The sequence below is a fragment of the Mycobacterium gordonae genome, assembly GCF_002101675.1.
Classification (GTDB): Bacteria; Actinomycetota; Actinomycetes; order Mycobacteriales; family Mycobacteriaceae; genus Mycobacterium; species Mycobacterium gordonae.
The window spans coordinates 1-23,323 of the sequence record NZ_LQOY01000146.1 but is presented as its reverse complement, the minus strand read 5'-3'; the positions used below and the strand labels follow the sequence as shown (position 1 = coordinate 23,323).

15 protein-coding genes, 1 tRNA gene and 4 pseudogenes are annotated in these 23,323 nt (G+C 66.3%); 12 read left to right on the top strand and 8 right to left on the bottom strand.

The features are described 5' to 3' along the window. The first annotated feature begins 111 nt into the window (after positions 1-111). Complete coding sequence (locus tag AWC08_RS20305) at positions 112-3,426, top strand: LuxR family transcriptional regulator (RefSeq protein ID WP_069433221.1); 3,315 nt, start codon at positions 112-114, stop codon at positions 3,424-3,426. A 113-nt stretch (positions 3,427-3,539) separates the two neighbouring features. Next, positions 3,540-6,812, top strand: a pseudogene (locus tag AWC08_RS20300) (helix-turn-helix transcriptional regulator). 108 nt (positions 6,813-6,920) lie between these two features. Here AWC08_RS20300 and AWC08_RS20295 read toward each other — a convergent pair. From AWC08_RS20295 to AWC08_RS20275, 5 genes are all read right to left on the bottom strand, one after another. Beyond that, positions 6,921-7,577: an LpqN/LpqT family lipoprotein gene (locus AWC08_RS20295; protein WP_065132163.1), complete on the bottom strand. Its 657-nt coding sequence runs from the start codon at positions 7,575-7,577 to the stop codon at positions 6,921-6,923. Next, entirely contained in the window at positions 7,574-7,918 is a 345-nt protein-coding gene (gene arsC / locus AWC08_RS20290; RefSeq protein WP_065132162.1) for an arsenate reductase (glutaredoxin), read from the bottom strand. The genes AWC08_RS20295 and arsC overlap by 4 nt, the downstream gene beginning before the upstream one ends. Continuing rightward, complete coding sequence (locus tag AWC08_RS20285) at positions 7,919-8,899, bottom strand: ribose-phosphate diphosphokinase (RefSeq protein WP_065132161.1); 981 nt, start codon at positions 8,897-8,899, stop codon at positions 7,919-7,921. 73 nt (positions 8,900-8,972) lie between these two features. Next, on the bottom strand, positions 8,973-10,436 hold the full coding sequence (gene glmU / locus AWC08_RS20280) for a bifunctional UDP-N-acetylglucosamine diphosphorylase/glucosamine-1-phosphate N-acetyltransferase GlmU (RefSeq protein WP_069433220.1): 1,464 nt from the start codon (positions 10,434-10,436) through the stop codon (positions 8,973-8,975). 116 nt (positions 10,437-10,552) lie between these two features. After that, positions 10,553-10,624, bottom strand: a tRNA-Gln gene (locus tag AWC08_RS20275). Positions 10,625-10,966: 342 nt separating this feature from the next. Between AWC08_RS20275 and AWC08_RS20270 the strand changes: the two genes are divergently transcribed. Together AWC08_RS20270 and AWC08_RS20265 are read left to right on the top strand one after the other, a co-directional pair. After that, positions 10,967-11,560: a TetR/AcrR family transcriptional regulator gene (locus AWC08_RS20270; RefSeq protein WP_065135958.1), complete on the top strand. Its 594-nt coding sequence runs from the start codon at positions 10,967-10,969 to the stop codon at positions 11,558-11,560. 90 nt (positions 11,561-11,650) lie between these two features. Continuing rightward, the gene (locus AWC08_RS20265) at positions 11,651-11,929 is read left to right on the top strand and encodes a hypothetical protein (protein ID WP_069433219.1); all 279 of its coding nucleotides are present in this window, start codon (positions 11,651-11,653) and stop codon (positions 11,927-11,929) included. A 14-nt stretch (positions 11,930-11,943) separates the two neighbouring features. Here AWC08_RS20265 and AWC08_RS20260 read toward each other — a convergent pair. Further along, positions 11,944-12,705, bottom strand: a pseudogene (locus AWC08_RS20260) (type III PLP-dependent enzyme domain-containing protein); the annotation flags it as partial. A gap of 101 nt (positions 12,706-12,806) precedes the next feature. Here AWC08_RS20260 and mfd point away from each other — a divergent pair. The 8 genes and pseudogenes from mfd to AWC08_RS20220 all read left to right on the top strand — a co-directional run. Beyond that, a complete protein-coding gene (mfd, locus tag AWC08_RS20255; protein WP_069433239.1) occupies positions 12,807-16,451 on the top strand; it encodes a transcription-repair coupling factor in 3,645 nt (1,214 codons plus the stop codon). Further along, the gene (locus AWC08_RS20250) at positions 16,451-17,500 is read left to right on the top strand and encodes a nucleoside triphosphate pyrophosphohydrolase (RefSeq protein WP_069433217.1); all 1,050 of its coding nucleotides are present in this window, start codon (positions 16,451-16,453) and stop codon (positions 17,498-17,500) included. The genes mfd and AWC08_RS20250 overlap by 1 nt, the downstream gene beginning before the upstream one ends. A 186-nt stretch (positions 17,501-17,686) precedes the next feature. Further along, positions 17,687-18,418 (top strand): lytic transglycosylase domain-containing protein, encoded by a 732-nt coding sequence (locus AWC08_RS20245; RefSeq protein ID WP_065137643.1) that lies wholly within the window; start codon positions 17,687-17,689, stop codon positions 18,416-18,418. Positions 18,419-18,470: 52 nt separating this feature from the next. After that, positions 18,471-19,760: a phosphopyruvate hydratase gene (gene eno / locus AWC08_RS20240; protein WP_069433238.1), complete on the top strand. Its 1,290-nt coding sequence runs from the start codon at positions 18,471-18,473 to the stop codon at positions 19,758-19,760. Position 19,761: 1 nt separating this feature from the next. Further along, positions 19,762-20,436, top strand: a complete 675-nt coding sequence (locus tag AWC08_RS20235) for an FtsB family cell division protein (RefSeq protein WP_244906518.1) — start codon at positions 19,762-19,764, stop codon at positions 20,434-20,436. Next, positions 20,429-20,920, top strand: a complete 492-nt coding sequence (locus AWC08_RS20230; protein WP_065137640.1) for a DUF501 domain-containing protein — start codon at positions 20,429-20,431, stop codon at positions 20,918-20,920. Before AWC08_RS20235 ends, AWC08_RS20230 begins: the two co-directional genes overlap by 8 nt. Further along, a complete protein-coding gene (locus tag AWC08_RS20225; protein WP_069433216.1) occupies positions 20,911-21,861 on the top strand; it encodes a Ppx/GppA phosphatase family protein in 951 nt (316 codons plus the stop codon). Before AWC08_RS20230 ends, AWC08_RS20225 begins: the two co-directional genes overlap by 10 nt. Positions 21,862-22,077: 216 nt before the next feature. Beyond that, positions 22,078-22,390 (top strand): annotated as a pseudogene (locus tag AWC08_RS20220) (hypothetical protein); the annotation flags it as partial. 134 nt (positions 22,391-22,524) lie between these two features. Here AWC08_RS20220 and AWC08_RS36660 read toward each other — a convergent pair. Both AWC08_RS36660 and AWC08_RS37630 read right to left on the bottom strand, forming a co-directional pair. Continuing rightward, the gene (locus tag AWC08_RS36660) at positions 22,525-23,082 is read right to left on the bottom strand and encodes a hypothetical protein (protein ID WP_156803065.1); all 558 of its coding nucleotides are present in this window, start codon (positions 23,080-23,082) and stop codon (positions 22,525-22,527) included. Then, positions 23,051-23,323, bottom strand: a pseudogene (locus AWC08_RS37630) (hypothetical protein); the annotation flags it as partial. The pseudogene AWC08_RS37630 and the gene AWC08_RS36660, both read right to left, overlap by 32 nt.

Sequence of the window (23,323 nt, the reverse complement as noted above, 5' to 3'; positions counted from 1 at the left end):
GCATTCCATCCGCCGCAGCGCGTAGTTCTGACCGGTTCATAGCGCAATTCCGCATCATCCGCGCTGACATCTGCGCGCTCTGGCGGATGTATTGCGGGAATCGCGGGCGCGATGCTGGCTACCATGAGCCAACACACGGAAATGCCGCCACTGACCTGGGATGAGTCGAGTGTGAGCGAATTGCTGCCGACAGGGACGGTGACGTTGCTGCTGGCCGACGTCGAGGGTTCGACTGCCTTGTGGGAGACCCGGCCCGAGGAGATGTCCGCGGCGCTGGGGCTGTTGAATCGGACAGTGGACGACGCTGTCGCCGCCTGTAACGGGGCGCGTCCGGTCGAGCAGGGCGAGGGTGACAGCTTCGTGGCCGCGTTCGCCCGCGCCTCCGATGCCGTGGCCTGTGCTCTGGCATTGCAGCGGGCGCCGCTGGCGCCGATCCGGATTCGGGTCGGGTTGCATACCGGTGAGATACAGCTGCGCGACGAAAGCAATTACGCGGGCCCGACGATCAACCGCACGGCCCGTATCCGCGACCTGGCGCACGGTGGTCAGACGGTGATGTCGGGGGTGACCGAAGCATTGGTGGCCGATCGGTTGCCCGAGGGCGTGTGGCTGACCGATTTGGGCAGCTTTCCGTTGCGCGGTGTGCCTCGCCCCGAGCGGGTGATGCAGATGTGCCATCCGGACTTGCGCAACGAGTTCCCGCCGCTGCGGGTGCGCAATGTCGCGACATCACACAACCTTCCGGCGCAGCTGACCAGTTTTGTCGGGCGCCAGACGCAGGTGTCGGAAATGCGGCAGTCGGTGATCAGCAACAGGCTGATGACCCTGACCGGTGCCGGGGGTGTCGGCAAGACTCGCCTGGCCGTCGAGGTCTCCTCGCTGCTGAGTGCCGAATTTCCGGACGGCATCTGGTATGTGGACCTGGCCCCGATCACCAACCCCGCCGTCGCGTCGCTGACTGTCGCGCGCACCCTCGGGCTGCCCGATCAACCGGGGCGCTCCACGACGGAGCTGCTGGTGCGGTTCCTCGGAGAGAAATCCATCTTGCTGGTGCTGGACAACTGCGAGCACCTTCTCGATGCGTGCGGAGCCTTGGTGGTCGAATTGCTCGGGCTCTGCCCGCAATTGACGATTCTTACCACCAGCCGTGAGCCGCTCGGGGTGCCGGGCGAGCTGACCTGGCGCGTACCGTCGCTATCGCTTGCCGACGAGGCCATCGAGCTGTTTGCCGACCGCGCTCGTCAGGCTCGTGCGGATTTCGTTGTCCATGAGAACAATACGGCGCTGGTGCGAGATATCTGCGAACGGCTCGACGGCGTGCCCCTGGCGATTGAGCTTGCCGCGGCACGCATCCGGGCGCTGTCGCTCCAGCAGATCGGCAACAGCCTGCATGACCGGTTCCGGTTGCTGACCGGCGGTGCGCGCACCGCGGTGCGACGACAGCAGACGCTGCGGGCATCGGTGGACTGGTCCCATGCGCTGCTGACGGAGCCGGAACGGGTGTTGTTTCGCCGGCTCGCCGTGTTCGCAGGGGGATTCGATCTCGAGGCCGCCCAGGCGATCGGTGCCAGCAGCGAGATGGAGGGCTACCAACTCCTGGACCAGCTCACCCTGCTGGTGGACAAGTCCCTGGTGGTGGCTGTCGATGCCGACACCGACCACGGAATGCGCTACTCGATGCTGGAGACGGTGCGCCAGTACGCGCAGGAAAAGCTCGGTGAGTCAGGCGAGGCCGAAAAGGCGCGCACCCGGCACCGGGACTACTACACCGCGACGGCAGCACAGTTGGCATCGCAGGGTCTGGCCGGTGTGGACCGACTGCTCGTCTGGGCGCAAGCCGAAAGTGACAATCTGCGAGCGGCATTCGCATGGAGCCTGGACAGCTCTGACCGAGAATCGGCATTGCGCCTGGCTTCCTCATTGCAGGAGTTCTGGCTGCGCACCGGAATCTTCCGCGAAGCGCTGGCGGCGTTCGACGCAGTCCTGACCGAGCGGCGGCCCGAGGAGATCGCACCGGGTGTCTGGGTGCGCGCCGTCGCCGACCAGTGCACGATCGCCGGTTGGGCTGGTGCCTACGGCCACACCGACCTGGCGCACGAGGCACTTGAGGTGGCGCGCCAACTCGATGATCGTGCGCTGATCGCCCGGGCGCTCGGTGCGTGCGGGATTGCGACTTTCTACAACGCCGAGGTCGCACAGGCCTACTTCACCGAATCGATCGACTTGGCTCGCGCCGCAGGCGAAGAATGGAGCCTCTTGCCGCTTTTCAGCTACCAGGCCACCGCTGCCGTTGTCGCCGGAGAACCATTGGCGGCAATCGCGGCAGCAGAAGCGGGACGTGATCTCGCCGACGCCCTGGGGGATGGATTCTTCTCCCGGAACAATCGAGCTTGGCTGGGTTGCGGCCTGTGGTTCCACGGAAAGCTGTTTCAGGCCAACGAGATTCTTCGCTCGCTGGTCGAAGAGGCCGAAGCGGCTGGCGACCCGTCCGCCACAGTCTTCGGGCAAGTGTGCCTCAGCGGGACACTTGCGTTCCGGGGGCAAGTGGCCGCCGCACGCGCCGCCGCGCACGCCGCACTGGCCGCGTCGGACAGTGTGGGTGGAATGACCGAAGACACGGTGAACGGGGCATTCGCTCACGTTGCCCTTGTCGAGGGTGACGCGGAGGCGGCCAAGCGGGCGGCCCAGGAAGCCTTGCGGCACAGCGTTCCAGACCGGGAAGCATTCACCCGCAGCGTCGCCCCGTTGTCCGAGGCGCTGCTGGGATGCGGTGACCTGGTCGCGGCACGGCGCTGGGCCGACGAGACGGTGCCTCTGGTTCCGGGTACTTTCAAAATCACCGCGTTGACCGTGCGCGCTTTCATCGCACTTGCCCAGAGCGAGCCCGAACAGGCCGAGCGCGACGTCCACGACGCGTTGACGGTAGCCGTCCGGACGCAGGGGTACATGAGGGTGCCCGACACCCTGGAATGCCTGGCCCGCCTCGCGTCCGGCGAGGGCAACGTCGCGTATGCGACTCGTCTGTTGGGCGCGGCGCAAGGAATTCGACAGCGCAACGGGTACACCCGCTTTCCGATGTATCAAGCCGGCTACGACGCCGTCGTCGCCGAAGTCCGTGACGCGCTGGGCGACAGCGCATTCGAGGGTGCGTGGGCCGAAGGGGAGGCACTGTCCATCGAAGAGGCGATCGCGTACGCCCAGCGGGGGCGCGGCGAACGCAAGCGCCCCGCGACGGGCTGGGGCGCGCTGACTCCGATGGAGCTCGACGTGGTGCAACTGGTTGCGGAAGGCCTGGGCAACAAGGACATCGGCGCACGATTGTTCATCTCGCCGCGGACCGTGCAGACGCACCTGACCCACGTCTACGCCAAGTTGGGTCTGGCGTCGCGGGTGCAATTGGTCCAAGAAGCCAGCCGACGCGCCTGAACCCCGCCGGGAATTGCGCGCTCTGGCGGATGTTATGCCCGGTACGTGCTGCGAGGCTGGCTACCATGAGCCAACACGTGGAGATGCCTGCGCTGAACTGGAGCGACTTGGGTTTGAGCGAGCTGCTACCGACTGGGACGGTGACGTTGCTACTGGCAGACGTCGAGGATTCGACACGCCTGTGGGAGACCCAGCCTGAGCAGATGACCGCCGCGCTGGCGTTGTTGAACCGGACGGTCGGCGACGCCGTAACTGCTCACGGTGGGGTGCGTCCGGTCGAGCAGGGTGAGGGTGACAGTTTCGTGGCCGCCTTCGCCCGCGCGTCGGATGCGGTGTGCTGTGCGCTGGCGTTGCAGCGGGCGCCGTTGGCGCCGATCCGAATTCGAATTGGGTTGCATACCGGAGAGATCCAGCTGCGCGACGAGGGTAACTATGCGGGCCCGACGATCAACCGGACCGCCCGTATCCGGGATTTGGCGCACGGTGGTCAGACGGTGCTGTCGGGGGTGACCGAGTCGCTGGTGATAGACCGGCTGCCGGATGGGGTCTGGGTTTCGGATCTGGGCAGCTATCCCTTGCGCGGTGTGCCGCGGCCGGAGCGGCTGGTGCAGTTGTGTCACCCGGACTTGCGCAAGCAGTTTCCGCCGCTGCGGGTGCGCACCGTTGTCGCGCCGCACCTTCCGGTTCAGTTGACGAGTTTCGTTGGACGGCACGCACAGGTGGCGGAACTTAGCGAACTCGTCAGCGCTAATCGGCTGGTGACGTTGACCGGAGCAGGGGGAGCGGGCAAGACGCGCCTTGCCGTGGAGCTTGGGGCACAGCTGGCTACCGAGTTCAGCGATGGGGTCTGGTACGTGGACCTGGCGCCAATCACCAATCCCGCCGTGGCGCCAGTCACGGTCGCACGAACTCTGGGATTGTCCGACCAGCCGGGACTGTCGGTCATGGACACGCTGCTGCGGTTCTTCGGAGACAGAAAAATTCTGCTGCTGGTGGACAATTGCGAGCACCTGCTCGATGCCTGCGGGACCATGATTATCGAACTGCTCGGGGCCTGCCTCCGGTTGACGATTCTGGCGACCAGTCGTGAGCCCCTCGCGGTGCCCGGTGAACTGAGCTGGCGCGTGCCCTCGTTGAATCTTGCTGACGAGGCTATCGAACTGTTTATTGATCGTGCTCGCCGCGCGCGGCCCGATTTCGCTGTGGGACAAGGCAACACCGAGCTGATCGCCGAAATCTGCGAGCGGCTGGATGGCATGCCCTTGGCGATTGAGCTTGCCGCGGCACGGGTCAGGGCGTTGTCGCTGCGCCAGATTTTAGACAGCTTGCACGACCGCTTCCGCCTGCTGACCGGTGGTGCGCGCACCGCGGTACGTCGCCAGCAGACGCTGCATGCGTCGGTGGATTGGTCGCACGCATTGCTCACCGAGCCGGAGCGGGTCTTGTTTCGGCGGCTCGCCGCATTCATAGGAGGATTCGATCTGGACGCTGCCCAGGCTGTGGGCGCCGAGAATGAGGTCGAGCGCTATCAGCTGTTGGATCTGTTGAGTCTGCTGGTGGACAAGTCTCTCGTCGTTGCATTCGACGACAGCAGGGAAACGAGCTCCGGCATTGGCGGCGGAATGCGGTACCGGTTGTTGGAGACGGTACGTCAATACGCGCTGGAAAAGCTGGGCTAATCCGGCGAGGCGGACCAGGTGCGTACCCGCCATCGCGACTATTTCACCGCGACGGCGGCCCGTCTGGACTCAACGGCCCGACCCTGGGATGAGCAACTGTCAGCGGAGGCCGAGGCGGAGATCGACAACTTACGGGCAGCATTTCAGTGGAGCCGGGAGAACTCCGACTTCGAGGCTGCCCTCTCCCTGGTGTCCTCGTTGATCCGGTTCTGGATAAGGCGCGGCCGGGTCCGGGAAGGACTCGCCGGATTCGACGCCATCTTGACCTGCGCGGACCAGGCCGAGATCGATCCGGCAATGTGGGCACGCGCGGTCGCCGACCACGCCATCCTCTCTAGCTGGGTAGCTCTACCGCCGGGCCTGAACTGGACCGCCGAGGCTCTCACGATTGCTCGTGAACTTGGGGATCAAGCATTGATTTGCCGAACCGCAATCGCGTGCGGGATCGTCGCCATCTATGAAGGCGCAGCGGCCGAACCCTACTTCACCGAAGCGGTCGAACTGGCCCGTGCCGCCGATGATCGGCAGAGCTTGTGTCAGGTGTTCACCTATATGGCTGCGTATGGCCATTTCACTGGCGATCCGATTGGGACATGCGACGCTGCCGCGGAAGGTCTGCGCCTCGCCGACGAGCTCGGCGATCGGGTGATCTCACAAATGGGCCGAACGTGGCTGGGCCTGGGTTTGTGGACGCTCGGCAGGCTGGCCGAGGCATGCGACGTTCTCAGCCCATTCGCTGACGAGCTGACCGTCGTCAACCCGTCCACCGGGCTGCTCGGTCAGATCGCGTATGGCATGGTGCTCGCCCACCGGGGACAGGCGGCCGAAGCCCACGCGATGGCGGAATCGGCACGCATGACCGTGGAGACGATCGGCGGATACTACGGGTGGACGATTCATGCGACGTTTGCGCACGCAGCCCTGGCAGCCGGCGATGCGCCGGCCGCACGGCGGGCGTGTGAGACGGGTTGGCAATCCGTCACGCCCCCAACCGAAGCCATCACCAGGGCGATCGCTCCGATGGCGGAGGCCGCGCTGGCCTGCGGTGACTTGACCGCGGCTCGCCGCTGGGCGGATGAAGCCGTCGGTATGGTCCCGGGCTGCCACCGAACGGTCGCGCTGACGGCACGCGCGCTGGTGGCGATCGCTCAAGACGAACCGGAGCAGGCAGAACGCGATGCTCAGGAAGCGCTGACGATCGCCGCGGGTAATCAGGGTTACGTTCGGGTGGCCGACACCCTGGAATGCCTGGCCCGACTCGCCGTGGACAGTGGCAATCATCCTTATGCGGCGCGCCTGTTGGGCGCGGCGGACGCATTCCGTCAGCATCTGGGACACGTCCGGTATCCGGTATATCAAGCCGGCTACGACGCCGCAGTCGAAAGACTGCGAGAAGCATTGGGAAATAACGATTTCGACGCCATGTGGGCGGAAGGGTCCGCTTTGCCCATCGAAGAAGCGATCGCCTATGCCCAACGCGGCCGCGGTGAGCGCAAACGACCCGCGGTTGGCTGGCGTTCGCTGACGCCGATGGAACTTGACGTGGTCCGTCTGGTAGGCGAAGGGTTGGGCAACAAAGAAATTGGCGCACGCCTGTTCATTTCGCCTCGTACTGTGCAGACTCACCTCACGCACGTCTACGCCAAACTCGGGATATCCTCCCGCGTGCAGCTTGTCCAAGAGTCCGGCCGCCGGCACAGCTCCTAGACTTCGGGATGTCGAAATTGCCGTGAGGGCTGTGAATCCAAGGCCCTGATCACGACCATGGCGGCAATCTCGCCGGGCGGCTGGCGCAGCCAACCGCCGCAAGGGGGGCTACTTCTTGGCGACGACGAACCCGCGAATGATCGCCTCGACGTCGTTGCTCTCCGCGACGGCCTGTTCGGCGAGGCTGGTGATGATCAGCTGCACGAGGTATCGCTGGTTGGCCGGCGCCGGTCCGGTGGGCATTACCACCCGGTTCCAGCTGCGCATCCGTGCGCCCTTGAGCTCATAGGTGCCCTGGACCATCGACGAGGGGAAGCCGTTGTAGTCGGCGGTCGAGGCGTCGAGTTGGTGGAAACTGTCCGGGAGGTCAGCGTTGGCGTGCTTGATCGCCTCGGTGGGATTGAATTCCCCGCGCAGCTTGAAGACCACCAGCATCGCCGCGGGATAGCTGTCGCCCTTGGAGATCATCACCGCTTTCGGGCTGGTTTTCGAGTCGACGGCGCGCGGTTTCCACCCCGGCGGTGTCGGGATCGAGACCACCAGGTCGGTCAGGTCGCTCGGCAACACCGGATCACCTTGAACGCCTTCGCCTTCCAGATATTTCGACAGCGGCACCGGAGGTTCGGTGGGTTTCGGTGAAGCGCTGGTCGCCGACGACGGAGTGGTCCAGATCGACTGGTAGTCAGCTGTTTTCGGGCCACAGGCGACGGTCAGCAGGGCCACCCCGACCGCCGCCAAACTTGCCTGGATCTGCTTGACAGTCACAGAATCTCGCGCACGGCATCGATCGGGCGGGCCAGCCGGGTGCCTTTCGCGGTGACCACAAACGGCCGCTCGATCAGAATCGGATGTTCGGCCATGGCATCCAGCAGCTCGTCATCGCCGGCGTCGGCGAGATTGAGTTCGGTATACAGCGATTCGCGTTTGCGTACCGCGGCGCGAACCTCGATGCCCGCGTCGCGGATCATCCGCACCAACTCGTCCCGGGAGGGCGGCGTCTTCAGGTACTGCACCACTTCGGGCTCAAAGCCATTGTCCCGCAACAGCTCCAGCGTCTTACGCGATGTGCTGCATTTGGGGTTGTGATAGATGACGGCCTCACCCATCTAGGCGTCCCCGTCGAACAGTCCTGTGACCGAACCGTTTTCGAAGACCGCACGGATGGTGCTGGCCAGCAGCGGTGCAATGGACAGCACGGTCAGTTGCGGGAAACGCTTCTCCTCACCGATGGGCAAGGTGTTGGTCACGATCACCTCGCGCGCACCGCAACCGGCCAGGCGCTCGGCCGCCGGGTCGGACAGCACACCGTGGGTGGCCGCGATGATCACATCCTTGGCGCCGTCGTTGTGCAACAGCTTCACCGCACCGGCGATCGTTCCACCGGTGTCGATCATGTCGTCGATCAGCACGCAGGTGCGCCCGGCCACCTCGCCGACCACCCGGTTGGACACCACCTGGTTGGGCACCCGGGGGTCTCGTGTCTTGTGGATGAAGGCCAGCGGTACGCCGCCGAGCGCGTCGGCCCACTTCTCGGCGATGCGCACCCGGCCGGAGTCGGGGGACACCACGACCATGTTGCCGTCGGGATAGTTGTCCCGAATGTAGCCGGTCAGCAGGTTCTGCCCCCGCATGTGGTCCACCGGCCCGTCGAAGAACCCCTGGATCTGATCGGTGTGCAGGTCGACCGTAACGATCCGGTCGGCTCCGGCCGTCTTGAGCAGATCGGCGACCAGCCGTGCGGAGATCGGTTCGCGGCCTCGGTGCTTTTTGTCCTGGCGGGCGTACGGGTAGAACGGCATGACCGCGGTGATCCGCTTGGCGCTGCCCCGCTTGAGCGCGTCGATCATGATCAGCTGCTCCATGAGCCACTGATTGACCGGCATCGGGCAGGACTGCAGCACGAACGCGTCGCAGCCGCGGACGGACTCCTGGAAGCGCACGAAGATCTCACCGTTGGCGAAATCCCGGGCCGTCTGCGCGGTGACGTGCACGTCGAGCTCTTTGGCGACCTGCTCGGCAAGCTCCGGGTGGGCCCGGCCGCTGAAGAGCATCAGATTTTTGCGGTTATCGGTCCAGTCGTGGCTCACCGGGCTGCCCTCGCCGTGTCGGGATCGAAAGAAAAGGAACGCCCCATCGTAGCCGGGTTGCCGGGAAACGAAATCACGGTGTCTCACCGGCTTCGGTGCTGCGGGCGGCCCGCTCGGCGGCCTCGGCCGCCGCCGTCCCGGGCCGCTTGCGCTGGACCCAGTTCTCGATGTTGCGCTGGGGACCGGCCGACACCGCCAGCGCACCGGGGGGGACGTCCTCACGCACCACGGTCCCGGCTCCGGTGTAGGCGCCGTCGCCGACGGTCACCGGGGCGACGAACATGGTGTCCGAGCCGGTGCGGACGTGCGACCCGATGGTGGTGCGGCTCTTGGTGGTGCCGTCGTAGTTGACGAACACGCTGGACGCGCCGATGTTGCTGTGTTCGCCGATGTCGGCGTCGCCCACGTAGGTCAGGTGGGGCACCTTGGTGCCGGTGCCGATAGTGGCGTTCTTGGTCTCGACGAACGCGCCCAGCTTCCCCTCGGCGCCCAGCACGGTCCCCGGGCGCAGGAAGGTGAAGGGCCCGACCGTGGCGTCGGCTCCGATGGTCGCCGAGCTGCCGTGGGTGCGGCACACGGTGGCGTTGTTGCCGATGGTGACGTCGGTCAGCGTGGAGTCGGGCCCGACGCTGCAGTGAGCGCCGATCTGGGTGCGTCCGAGCAATTGGGTGCCCGGGTGGATGACGGTGTCGCGGCCGATCGTCACGTCCACGTCTATCCAGGTGGTCGCCGGGTCGATCACGGTGATGCCGGCCAATTGGTGGGCGGCCACGATCCGCCGGTTGAGCTCGGCGCCCAGCTCGGCGAGCTGGACGCGGTTGTTGACGCCGGCGACCACCGCGCTGTCGTCGATGTGCCGGGCGCTGACGGTGTGGCCGTCGCGGCGCAGGATCGCGATGACGTCGGTGAGGTAGAGCTCCTGCTGGGCGTTGTTGGAACTCAGCCGGCCCAGTGCGGACCGCAAGGCTGCGATGTCGAAGGCGTAGACCCCGGTGTTGACCTCGCGGATGCTGCGCTGTGAGGGCGTCGCGTCGGTCTGCTCGACGATCGCCATAACCTCGTTGTCCTGGGTGCGCAGGATGCGGCCATAGCCGTGTGGATCGTCCAGTGTGGTGGTGAGCACGGTGACGGCAGCCCCGGCTGATCGGTGTGTATCGATCAGGTCGGCCAGGGTGTCGGCGTCCAGCAAGGGGGTGTCGCCTGCGGCTACGACGACGATGCCGGCGTAGTCCTCGGGCAGGGCGGACAGGCCGCACAGCACCGCGTGGCCGGTGCCCTGCGGTTTGTCCTGCAACGCGACGTCGATGGTGCGGCCCAGACTGTCGGCCAGTTCGGCGACCAGCGGCGAAATGCGCTGGTGATCGTGGCCCAGCACGACGACCAGATGCTGAGGTGCGAGCTTGGTCATCGCGTGCAGGGAGTGCGACAGCATGCTGCGCCCGCCGAGGGCGTGCAGCACTTTGGGGGTGTCAGACCGCATCCGGGTGCCGGGCCCGGCCGCCAGGACCAGAACCGCGGTGTCACCACGAAAACTCATCAACTCTCCTCAAGTCTCGCCCGGCGAGCGTGCGCGTTTGCACGCCGACACGCCGTCAAGAGTGGCATTTGGGGCACGCTCACGGCAAAAAGCGGTGAGAAGGGGCAGAAGCAAAGCTCCGTCGCCAGGACTCGAACCTGAACTATCTGAACCAAAATCAGAGGTGCTGCCGATTACACCACGACGGATCGCTCCTGAGACTTTAGTCTGCCGACGATGCCGGCCGCTTGCGGCCGGAGGAGGAGGCGGACGATTCAGCTTTAGTCTGCCGACGATGCCGGCCGCTTGCGGCCGGAGGAGGAGGCGGACGATTCAGCTTCAGTCTGCCGACGATGCCGGCCGCGCGAGTGTGCGTCCACTGCTCTGACAGTGCAGCCACGGCGGCGGAATCGCGGTTTCACCGCCGTGTACGCACACCCGAAACCGTCAGCGCACACTCGAGCGGTCAACGCGCGATACCCCGATACCCTGAGCACGTGGCTGAACCGGAAAAAGGCCCGTACAAGGAAGTACGGGCGCCGCGCGCCCGGATGACAGGCAGCGAGCGCCGGCGCCAGCTCATCGGCATCGCCAGGTCGCTGTTCGCCGAACGCGGATACGAGGGCACCTCCATCGAGGAGATAGCCCAGCGCGCCAACGTGTCCAAGCCCGTCGTCTACGAGCATTTCGGCGGCAAGGAAGGCCTTTACGCCGTCGTGGTCGACCGGGAGATGTCGGCGCTGCTGGACGGCATCACGTCGTCGCTGACCAACAACCGCTCCCGGGTGCGGGTCGAGCGGGTCGCGCTGGCGTTGCTCACCTACGTCGAGGAACGCACCGACGGCTTCCGCATCATGATCCGCGACTCGCCCGCCGCGATCAGCTCCGGCACCTATTCCAGCCTGCTCAACGACGCCGTCAGCCAGGTCAGCTCCATCCTCGCCGGTGACTTCGCCCGCCGCGGACTGGATCCTGATTTGGCGCCGCTGTACGCCCAGGCGCTGGTCGGCTCGGTGTCCATGACGGCCCAGTGGTGGCTGGATACGCGGGAACCCAAAAAGGAAGTTGTGGCGGCGCACCTGGTCAATTTGATGTGGAATGGCCTCACCCATCTGGAGGCCGACCCGCAACTGCAGGACGAGTAGCAAGAACTTCGCAAGCGTCTGCTGTTGTGATCGGTAGCAGCCGGAGCCGTGTGCACTTGTGCACCAGTGAACCCGAAGGAAAGGCTGATAATGCGTTCTCTGTTTCCCACGCTGTCCAACGCTCTGACCGGCCTCGCGATAACCCTGCTGGTTTCCGTGGGCTTGACCCTCTCGCCGCCCGCTCACGCCGAGCAAGGCGATTGCCCGCGTTTGCAGGCCTGCACCACCTGGTGTCCCGGTGACCCCAACCCGGCGGGACGGCCGGTGCCCTGGGACGGCAACGTCTGCCACGACTACTACTGGGACTCCTATGGGGTCCACGACGTGGGCACGGGAGCCTTCTACTCCTGGGCCACGATGCCCTGGTAGTCACCTGCCGGTACCTCGACGACGACGGCGGGCCGGGGGAAATGCTCGGCCGCGCACCCGTCGTCGAGGGCGTCCTCGATCACCGCGGCCAGTTTCCGGGCGTCACGGCAGCTGACGCCGCCGAGGCTGAGTTCGGTGAGGATGACGCCGTGGTGGTTGCGGACGTCGGCCATCACGGCGATCACCCGCCGAATCGCCTCGCCGTACTCGGCCGGGTCGATGACCTCCGAGCTGATCCGGCAGTGCAGCCCGACCAGCTCGAGAGTGCGATGCGCGAGAACCCACCGCACAGCGTGGGCGGCGTGATCGCCACCCACGGTGAACCCGAACTTCTGGTCACTGATTCCGGCGCCGCAATGCCCGTGGATGTCGACATCCGGGATCACCTGGATGAGTACGCGTTGTCGGCGGACCAGATTGGCCAGGTAGCCGACTTCCAGCGGGTCGTCGACAACGATGCGGCCCACCCCGGCGGCTACCGCGCCGCCTAGCTCGTCAAGCGACATCGCGCTGGCATGCATGATGACGCGGGCCGGGTCGATGCCGCCGGACAAGGCGACCGCCAGCTCGTCCGACGAGCAGACGTCGACGCCGAGCCCGTGCTCACGCACCCAGCGGGCCACCGCCCGGGCTGCTAGCGACTTTCCCGCGTAGACCATCTCGACGTGCCGCAATGCTTTGTGGTCGCGGCGGGCACGATGGCGGAAGTCAGCTTCGTCACAAATGGGGGCTGCCCGGCCGGCCGATGGCAGCATGTGCAGCAGTGTCATGCCTCCAAACTGCGCCTTTACCGGCCGGAATGGCGTTTTCCTTACGTTTCTTTGACGGAGCCGGGCCCAATATTGACGAATTGCTGCGCCCTAGAATGGTGCTCACCATGACCGCACCGGGGACTGCGAGCCCAGATACCCCGATCGCGGGGCTCGTCGAATTGGCGCTGACCGCGCCGACGTTCCAACAGCTCATCGAGCGCGCCTCCGATCGACCCGAACAATTGCCGCTGGTCGGACCGGCCGGCGCGCGTCTTTTCGTGGCCAGCGCGCTGGCCCGGCAGGGCGCGCTGCTGGTGGTCACCGCTACCGGTCGGGAAGCCGACGACCTGGCCGCCGAACTGCGCGGCGTGTTGGGCGATGCGGTCGCTGTCTTCCCGTCCTGGGAGACGCTGCCGCATGAGCGGCTCTCACCGGGGATCGACACCGTCGGCACCCGGATGATGGTGCTGCGCCGCCTTGCCCATCCCGATGACGCCCGGCTGGGCCCACCATTGCGGGTGGTGGTGACCGCGGTTCGTTCCCTGCTGCAGCCCATGGCGCCGCAACTGGGCCGCCAGGAACCGCTGACGCTGAGTGTCGGTGATGAGACGCCCTTCGAGGACGTCGCCCAACGGCTCGTCGATCTCGCCTATACCCGGGTTGACATGGTCGGACGGCGTGGGGAGTTCGCCGTGCGCGGCGGCATCCTGGACGTTTTCGCCCCGACCGCCGAACACCCGGTCCGCATCGAGTTCTGGGGCGACGAGATCACCGAGATGCGGATGTTCTCGGTCGCCGACCAGCGCTCGATTCCCGAGCTCGACGTCGACAGGCTGGTCGCCGTCGCATGTCGCGAACTGCTGCTCACCGACGACGTGCGGGCCCGTGCGGCCGATCTCGCCGGCCAGCATCCCGCGTCCGAGAACACGGTCACCGGCAGCATCATCGACATGCTGGCCAAACTCGCCGAGGGCATTCCGGTCGACGGCATGGAAGCGCTGCTGCCGGTGCTGCGCCCTGACGATCATGCGCTGCTGACCGATCAGCTGGCCGAGGGAACGCCGGTGCTGGTCTGCGACCCGGAAAAGGTCCGCACCCGCGCCGCCGACCTGATCAAGACGGGCCGGGAGTTCCTGGAAGCGTCGTGGTCGGTTGCGGCACTGGGCACCGATGCGCCGGTGGACGTCGAGCAGCTCGGCGGGTCGGGTTTCGCCGAACTCGACGAGGTGCAGGACGCGGCCCGCCGCCGCGGTCACCCGTGGTGGACGCTGAGCCAGCTTTCCGACGAGTCGGCGATCGAGCTCGACATCCGGTCCGCGCCGTCCGCCCGCGGACATCAGCACGACATCGACGGCATCTTCGCGATGCTGCGCGCGCACGTCGCGACCAGTGGATACGCGGCGATGGTGGCACCGGGCACCGGGACCGCGCACCGCATGGTGGAGCGGCTGGCCGAGGCCGACATACCCGCGGGCATGCTCGAGCCGGGCCAGACGCCCAAGCCCGGGGTCGTCGGCGTACTGCGCGGTCCGCTGCACGACGGCGTCGTGGTCCAGGGCGCCAACCTGGTCGTCATCACCGAAGCCGACCTGACCGGCAGCCGCGCCACCGCCACCGAGGGCAAGCGGCTGGCGGCCAAGCGGCGCAACACCGTCGACCCGCTGGCGCTGACCGCCGGCGACCTGGTGGTCCACGACCAGCACGGCATCGGCCGGTTCGTCGAAATGGTGGAACGCACGGTCGGCGGCGCCCGTCGCGAATACCTGGTGCTGGAATACGCCTCGTCCAAGAGGGGCGGTGGGTCCGACAAGCTCTATGTCCCGATGGACTCCCTGGACCAGCTGTCCCGCTACGTCGGTGGACAGGCGCCCGCGCTGAGCAAACTCGGCGGCAGCGACTGGACCAACACCAAGACCAAGGCCCGTCGCGCCGTGCGTGAGATCGCCGGCGAGCTGGTGGCGCTGTACGCCAAGCGCCAGGCCAGCCCCGGACACGCGTTCGCGCCGGACACGCCCTGGCAGGCCGAGATGGAGGACGCGTTCGGCTTCACCGAGACGATCGACCAGCTCACCGCGATCACCGAGGTCAAATCCGACATGGAGAAACCGATCCCGATGGACCGGGTGATCTGCGGTGACGTCGGCTACGGCAAGACGGAGATCGCGGTGCGGGCCGCGTTCAAGGCGGTCCAGGACGGCAAGCAGGTCGCGGTGCTGGTACCGACCACGCTGCTGGCCGACCAGCATCTGCAGACCTTCACCGACCGGATGGCCGGCTTCCCGGTGACGGTCAAAGGTCTGTCCCGCTTCACCGATCCTGCCGAATCGCGCAAGGTGATCGAGGGCATGGCCGACGGATCGGTCGACGTGGTGATCGGCACCCACCGGCTGCTGCAGACCGGGGTGCGCTGGAAGGACCTCGGTCTGGTGATCGTCGACGAGGAACAGCGCTTCGGGGTCGAGCACAAGGAACACATCAAGGCGCTGCGCAGCCACGTCGACGTGCTGACCATGAGCGCCACCCCGATCCCGCGCACCTTGGAGATGAGCCTGGCCGGCATCCGCGAGATGTCGACGATCCTGACCCCTCCCGAGGAGCGCTACCCGGTGCTGACTTATGTCGGCCCGCATGACGACAAGCAGATCGCCGCCGCCCTGCGACGGGAGCTGCTGCGCGACGGGCAGGCGTTCTACGTGCACAACCGGGTCAGCTCGATCGACCGGGCCGCGGCCCACGTCCGCGAGCTGGTGCCCGAGGCCCGCGTCGTGGTCGCCCATGGTCAGATGCCCGAGGAGCGGCTGGAGCGCACGGTGCAGGGCTTCTGGAACCGCGAGTACGACATCCTGGTGTGCACCACGATCGTGGAGACCGGGCTGGACATCTCCAACGCCAACACCCTGATCGTCGAACGCGCCGACACCTTCGGCCTCTCCCAGCTGCACCAGCTGCGCGGCCGGGTAGGCCGCAGCCGCGAGCGCGGCTATGCCTACTTCCTCTACCCGCAGCACACGCCATTGACCGAGACCGCCTACGACCGGCTGGCCACGATCGCGCAGAACAACGAGTTGGGCGCCGGCATGGCGGTGGCGCTCAAGGACCTCGAGATCCGGGGCGCGGGCAACGTGCTCGGCGTCGAGCAGTCCGGGCACGTCGCCGGGGTCGGGTTCGACCTGTACGTCCGGCTGGTGGGTGAGGCCGTCGAGGCGTACCGGGCCGCCGCCGACGGGCAGACCGTGACGACGCCCGAGGAGTCCAAGGATGTGCGCATCGACCTGCCGGTCGATGCGCACCTGCCGCCGGAGTACATCGCCAGCGACCGGCTCCGACTGGAGGGCTACCGCCGTCTGGCCTCGGCCACTTCCGACAGCGACATCGCGGCCGTGATTGACGAGCTGATCGACCGATACGGCCCGTTGCCCGAGCCCGCCGAACGGCTGGTGGCGGTCGCGCGGCTGCGGTTGCTGTGCAAGGCCTCCGGCATCACCGAGGTCAGTGCCGTGTCGGCGACTTCAACGGCGGTGGTGCGGCTGTCACCCTTGACATTGCCGGATTCCGCACAGGTCCGCCTGGCGCGGATGTACCCGGGTGGCCGTTACCGTGCTACGACGTCTACGGTGCAGGTTCCCATCCCGCGTGCGGGCGGTATCGGCGCCGGGCTCATCCGCGATGTCGAACTGGTCCAGATGGTTGCGGATTTGGTGACTGCGCTGGCCGGGAAACCGCAGCAAGATGTTGATATGACGAACTCGGCGAAGGAGCGGCAAGCCTGATGATTGTCGTCCTGGTCGACCCCCGCCGGCCGGCGCTGGTTCCGGTGGAGGCCATCGAGTTGCTTTCCGGCCCCGTCCAGTACACCGAGGAGATGCCGATCGCGGTGCCGTGGTCACTGCCTGACGCGCACCCGGCGTACACCGGTGAGGACGCGCCGGTGCTGTTGTCGTCGGATCCGAACCATCCGGCCGTCACCGCGCGGTTGGCGGCCGGCGCCCGGCTGATCGCGGCGCCGGAACGTCAACGCGGCGAGCGTTTGATCGACGCGGTCGCCATGATGGACAAACTCCGTACCGCAGGGCCGTGGGAAAGCGAGCAAACCCACGACTCGCTGCGCAGATACCTGCTGGAGGAGACCTACGAGCTGTTGGATGCGGTGCACAGCGGCAACGTCGACTCGGTGCGCGAAGAACTCGGTGACCTGTTGCTGCAGGTGCTCTTTCACTCCCGCATCGCCGAGGATGCGGCGCTGCTGCCGTTCACCATCGACGACGTCGCCGACACGCTGATGCGCAAACTCGGCAATCGCGTACCGGGAGTGCTTGCCGGCGAGTCGATTTCGCTGCAGGATCAGCTGTCTCAGTGGGAAGAGGCCAAGGCCTCCGAGCGGTCGCAGAAGTCCAGGAATTCGGTGTTGGACGACGTCCACACCGGGCAACCCGCACTGGCGCTGGCGCAGAAAGTGATTCAGCGCGTGCGGCAGGCCGGCCTGCCCGCCGAGTTCATTCCCGCCGAGCTCACCACCATCACGCTGTCGGCGGATGTCGACGCGGAAAACACGCTGCGCGCAGCCGTATTGGATTTCGTCGAATCGGTGCGCGCGGTCGAGAAGGCGATTGCCGCCGCACGCCGCGGCGACAGTATCGCCGAAGAACTCGACATGACGCCGTTGGGCTTCGTGACCGAGGAGGAGTGGCGGGCACACTGGCCGTCCGAGTCGGACGTGAAAGAGCCCGAGCCCGAGCTCGAGCAGGAAGCGGAGCTCGCCAGCGACCCGGCCGAAGCGCCCAAGGAATCGCGACCTAAAAAGCGCAAGGGACGGCGCTGACACCGTTTTCGGCCAGGTTTGCGAGAACTCAGAGAAGCTCCACAAACAACGAGTTCGCACACCGATGCGCTGCGTAAGTTTGTGTGCTGTGCGGCTCGGCAAGCCAGGCACTCAGGCAACCCGTGGGACGATGTTGGGGGCCGAAACGGGTTAGGGGCCCCGATAGGGAGATCGACAGGGAGAGTTGTGTCGCCGAGACGCTGGTTGCGCGCGGTCGCCGTGATAGGGGCGACCGCGATGCTGTTGGCGTCAAGTTGTACGTGGCAGCTCAGTCTGTTTATCCCGGAGGGAGTGCCGCCGCCGGCGGGGGATCCGGTGCCGCCGGTGGATACGCACGCGATCGGTCGTCCCGCCGACCAGTTGCGGGAATGGGCCGAGGCCCGTGCTCCGGCGTTGGAGATGCCGGTCGTCGCGCTGGAGGCCTACGCCTACGCCGCGCGGGTTGCCGAGGTGGAAAACCCGAAGTGCCACATCGCCTGGACGACGCTGGCGGGCATCGGGCAGGTGGAGAGCCACAACGGCACCTACCGCGGCGCGACGGTAGCGCCCAATGGCGACGTCAGACCCCCGATCCGGGGTGTCCGCCTCGACGGCAGCGGCGGCAACCTGCGCATCGTGGACAACGGCGGTGACCTGCTCGACGGCGACAACGGTGTGGAGCGCGCAATGGGGCCGATGCAGTTCATCTCCGAGACTTGGCGGCTGTACGGGGTGGACGCCAACAACGACGGCACGGCCAGCCCGGACAACATCGACGACGCCGCCCTCTCGGCGGCTGGTTATTTGTGTTGGCGCGGAAAGGATCTCTCGACCCCGCGCGGCTGGATCAACGCGTTGCGGGCCTACAACAACTCCGGGGTGTACGCGCGGGCGGTGCGGGACTGGGCGACCGCCTATGCGGCGGGTCATCCGCTGTAGAAAGATGTACCGCCGGGGGCCGCAACAGAGCCAGAGCGCAAAGGAGAACCCAGTGCCGATTATCGAGCAGGTCGGAGCCCGCGAGATCCTTGACTCCCGCGGCAACCCGACCGTCGAGGTCGAGGTCGCGCTGATCGACGGAACATTCGCCCGCGCCGCGGTGCCGTCGGGCGCATCGACCGGCGAGCATGAGGCGGTCGAGCTGCGCGACGGCGGTGACCGGTATGGCGGCAAAGGCGTCAAGAAGGCCGTCCAAGCGGTGCTGGACGAGATCGGACCGGCGGTGATCGGGCTTAACGCCGACGACCAGCGCTTGGTCGACCAGGCGCTGGTGGACCTTGACGGCACACCCGACAAGTCCCGCCTGGGGGCCAACGCCATTCTGGGCATCTCACTGGCCGTCGCCAAGGCGGCGGCCGACTCGGCGGCGTTGCCGCTGTTCCGCTACATCGGCGGTCCGAACGCTCACATCCTGCCGGTGCCGATGATGAACATCGTCAACGGCGGCGCACACGCCGACACCGGCGTCGACGTACAGGAGTTCATGGTGGCGCCTATCGGGGCCCCCAGTTTCAGCGAGTCGCTGCGCTGGGGTGCCGAGGTGTACCACGCGCTGAAGTCCGTGCTGAAGAAGGAGGGGCTGTCCACCGGGCTGGGCGACGAGGGCGGCTTCGCTCCGGACGTGGCCGGCACCACCGCGGCACTCGATCTGATCAGCCGGGCCATCGAGTCGGCTGGCTTCAAGCCTGGTGTCGACGTCGCGCTGGCGCTCGATGTCGCTGCCACCGAGTTCTACACCGAAGGCACCGGATACAGCTTCGAGGGCTCGACCCGCACCGCCGAAGAGATGACGGAGTTCTACGCCGGGTTGCTCAACGCGTATCCGCTGGTGTCCATCGAAGACCCGCTGTCCGAAGACGATTGGGACGGCTGGGCCGCTCTCACGGCCGGTATCGGTGACCGGGTGCAGATTGTGGGCGACGATCTGTTCGTCACCAATCCCGAGCGCCTGGAAGAGGGTATCGAGCGTGGTGTGGCAAATGCGTTGCTGGTCAAGGTAAATCAGATCGGCACGCTGACCGAGACGCTGGATGCGGTCGCCCTGGCGCACCACAGCGGATATCGGACGATGATGAGTCACCGCAGCGGGGAGACGGAGGACACCACCATCGCCGACCTCGCGGTGGCGGTCGGCAGCGGCCAGATCAAGACGGGCGCCCCGGCACGCAGTGAGCGTGTCGCCAAGTACAACCAGTTGCTGCGGATCGAAGAGGCGCTGGGTGATGCGGCCCGCTACGCCGGTGACCTGGCGTTCCCACGGTACGCGGTGGACCCGAAGTAGCTTGTCCCCAAAGCCCGATCCGAAGCGGCGATCCCCGGCCTCCCGGCCGGGGAAGCCGGGTGATTCGGCTCCGGCGCGTCGCTCCACGGGTTCGTCGAAGCCGTTCGCCAAGCCGGTTTCCAAACCCGCGCAGACGGCGCCCGACGGGAGCCGGTCCACCGGCTCGTTGCATGAGCATGTGGTGGAGCCCATCAAGCGGTCTTTCACCGAATCCGTCGAGCAGCGGTCGGATCAGCGGCTGGGGTTTACCGCGCGGCGCGCCGCGATCCTCGCGGCGGTGGTGTGCGTTCTGACGCTGACGATCGCTGGGCCGGTGCGCACGTATTTCGCGCAGCGCACCGAGATGGCGCAATTGAGTGCGACCGAGGCCGCGTTGCGCCGCCAGATCGCTGAGCTGGAGCAACGTAAGGGACAGCTGGCTGACCCGGCGTACGTCGCGGCGCAGGCGCGTGAACGTCTCGGATTCGTCAAGCCCGGAGATATTCCATTCCAGGTTCAGCTTCCGCCGGGTGCGGCGGCGGCTCCGCAGCCGGGCGCGGAGGTGGGTGGCGCGGCCAGGAACGAGCCTTGGTACACGTCGCTGTGGCACACCATCGCCGACGCGCCGCATCTGCCACCCTCGGCCGGGCAGGCGCCCGAGCAGGCACCGCCCAGCCCGCCGGGCCCCGGTGGTTGATCCCGCTGACCTGGAGGCCGTGGCGCGGCAGCTGGGTCGCGAGCCCCGTGGTGTGCTCGAAATCGCCTACCGGTGCCTGGACGGTGAACCGGGTGTGGTGAAGACAGCGCCGAAATTGCCTGATGGAACGCCATTTCCGACGTTGTACTATCTGACGCACCCGGTGCTGACCGCGGCGGCAAGCCGGTTGGAGACGACGGGGCTGATGCGCGACATGACCGAAAGGTTGGGCCGCGAGCCGGATTTAGCCGCCTGGTATCGCCGGGCGCACCAGTCTTATCTCGCCGAGCGAGACGCTATCGAACCGCTGGGCACCACGTTCTCCGGCGGTGGCATGCCGGACCGAGTCAAATGCTTGCATGTGCTGATCGCGCATTCGCTGGCCAAGGGGCCCGGAGTCAATCCCTTCGGCGACGAGGCGCTTGCGCTGTTGGCCGCCGAGCCCGGTGCGGCGGCTAGTTTGATTGGGAGGCAATGGCTTTGACGCGACTCGCGGGTATCGATTGCGGTACCAATTCGATTCGGTTGCTGATTGCCGACGTCGAGGGGGAGCGGTTGTGCGACGTGCATCGGGAGATGCGAATCGTTCGGTTGGGTCAGGGTGTCGACGCGATAGGGGAGTTCGCGCCCGAGGCGATAGCCCGGACGCGGGCGGCGCTGGTTGATTACGCCGACCTGCTTCGCCTGCACGATGTCCAGCGGGTGCGGATGGTTGCCACCTCGGCGACGCGGGATGCGGCCAATCGTGATCTGTTCTTTGCGATGACGGCCGACGTGCTGGGGGCGGTGATCCCTGGCTCGGTTGCCGAGGTGATCACCGGCGACGAGGAGGCTGCGCTGTCTTTCCGTGGTGCGGTCGGCGAGTTGGATGGTGCGGGTGCGCCTTTCGTCGTGGTCGACCTGGGCGGGGGGTCGACGGAGATCGTGCTTGGCAAGGCCGCCGATGAGATCGTGGCGGGTTACTCGGCCGATATCGGGTGTGTGCGCTTGACCGAGCGGTGTCTGCACTCGGACCCGCCTTCGCCCGAGGAGGTGGCGGCAGCGCGCGCCGTCGTGCGTGAGCGGTTGGACGTCGCGTTGCGCACGGTGCCGGTGGCCGGGGCGCGCACCTGGGTCGGGCTGGCGGGGACGATGACGACGCTGTCGGCGCTGGCGCATGGTTTGACCCGCTATGACGCTGCTTTGATTCATCTTTCGCGGGTGCCGCTTGACGAGCTGGTGGAGGTGTGTGACCGGCTGATCGGCATGACCAGGGGGGAGCGGGCCGCGCTGGGGCCCATGCATGAGGGCCGCGTCGACGTCATCGGAGGCGGAGCGATCGTGGTCCAGGAGTTGGCGCGGGAATTGTGTTCGCGCGCCGGCATTTCGGAGTTGGTCGTCAGTGAGCACGACATCCTGGACGGCATCGTGCTGTCGATTGCCTGAGTCACAGGTGCCCCAGCAGTCTCTGGAAAAGTCGGCTATCTGTTTGCCCGCCTCGTAGCGACAAACGTGCACAGTGCCGCCGTTTGGGGCTCGCGTCACACGAGCCCCCATTGGTCTCCGGAAATGTCGGCTATCTGTTTGCCCGCCTCGTAGCGACAAACGTGCCAGTGCCGACCACGGTGAAGTGCGCATGGCAGTTCGGCATGCGACGGTGCAATCGTGGCCCCCGCCGTGTGTCTGAGTGGAATCGAACTGCGGTACGTGCTCACCTGGCAGCTGGCGCTGCACGGACCCGCGACGATCGCCGACATGATCGATGCATTGGAGTGGCACGGTTTCTGCGTGAAGGGCAGAGCATCAAAAGCCATCTCGGATGCGCTGCGGTGGGAAATCGCGCGAGGCAGGGTGCGCCGGCTCGGTCGGGGCAAGTACGGGCCGGGGGGCATGCCGCGCGCAACCGAATACCGCATCCACCAAAGAGTTTTGGCTTTGCGCGATAAGGCTTGGTTGTCGCGCAAAGGCGGGCAAACAGAAAACCGACTTCGCCAGGGGCTGGAGTGGGAGATATGACGCGCGAGAGCCAGGTGAGTGTGGCGAGCTTAAAGGACGAGTGTGCGGGGATTTGTCGCTATGAGGCGGGCAAACAGATAGCCGCCTGTTGCCTCATGTCGTTATGCCCGCGAAGGTAGTCGTTGCCTCATATGCCAGATGCCCACGAGAGTTGCTGGGTTGGGGTCCGGCCTTGGTGATGGTCAGGGTGAGTAGTTCGCTGAGTAGGGCTTGGGTTTGGCGTTGCAAGGCGGCGGGGTTGATGGCGAGGTCGGTGCGGGATAGGTCGGCTTTGGCCGTGGTGGGCAGGTTGGGGTGGGCGTGTGCACGACGGTGCAGGGTGGTTGCGGTGTCGTGTTCTTGGTGATTTTTGTGCCGGCGCGGACTTTGTGAACGAGTTTTTGTTGGGGGGTAGAAGTAGTTGCTCAGCTGTGAGTGCAACGCCCAGATCTTGTTGAGCAGTGCGACTTCTGCCGGTGTGTCGTAGCGGTGGTAGCCGACCAGGGTGCGCACGCTGGACCAGTTCTTCTGCTCGACGTGGCAGCCGTAGTTCTTGTTGCGCACTCGGGAGCGGGTGAAGGTGATCTGGTGTTTGTCACACCAGCTGAGCAGGTGGAAGTTGATGAACTCAGAGCCGTTATCAGAGTCGATGCCACGGATCGGAAATGGCATCGCCGCGTTGATTCAACTCATCAAGGATCTTGCCCTTCTCGGTCTTGCCCGCACACCTGTAGCGGACCGCGATCACCCTCGTCACAGCCATGCGCTGGTTCAACGTCAACTCCATCCTCAGGCGATAACCCAGACCCACCCCGCAACCCCGCACGCACGCCGTATGTCGGCGGACATGAAAAACTGCCCACTGGCGGACATGAAAGTGCCCAGTAGCGGCCAATAAGAACTGCCCACCGGC

Bases quoted from the DNA above. Each gene is read 5' to 3' on its own strand.
- arsC (WP_065132162.1), bottom strand. From the start codon at position 7,918: ATGGGTGAGGCCGTCATCTATCACAACCCCAAATGCAGCACATCGCGT.
- AWC08_RS20270 (WP_065135958.1), top strand. From the start codon at position 10,967: ATGACAGGCAGCGAGCGCCGGCGCCAGCTCATCGGCATCGCCAGGTCG.
- glmU (WP_069433220.1), bottom strand. From the start codon at position 10,436: ATGAGTTTTCGTGGTGACACCGCGGTTCTGGTCCTGGCGGCCGGGCCC.
- AWC08_RS36660 (WP_156803065.1), bottom strand. From the start codon at position 23,082: ATGCCATTTCCGATCCGTGGCATCGACTCTGATAACGGCTCTGAGTTC.
- AWC08_RS20225 (WP_069433216.1), top strand. From the start codon at position 20,911: ATGGCTTTGACGCGACTCGCGGGTATCGATTGCGGTACCAATTCGATT.
- AWC08_RS20305 (WP_069433221.1), top strand. From the start codon at position 112: ATGCTGGCTACCATGAGCCAACACACGGAAATGCCGCCACTGACCTGG.
- mfd (WP_069433239.1), top strand. From the start codon at position 12,807: ATGACCGCACCGGGGACTGCGAGCCCAGATACCCCGATCGCGGGGCTC.
- AWC08_RS20265 (WP_069433219.1), top strand. From the start codon at position 11,651: ATGCGTTCTCTGTTTCCCACGCTGTCCAACGCTCTGACCGGCCTCGCG.
- AWC08_RS20250 (WP_069433217.1), top strand. From the start codon at position 16,451: ATGATTGTCGTCCTGGTCGACCCCCGCCGGCCGGCGCTGGTTCCGGTG.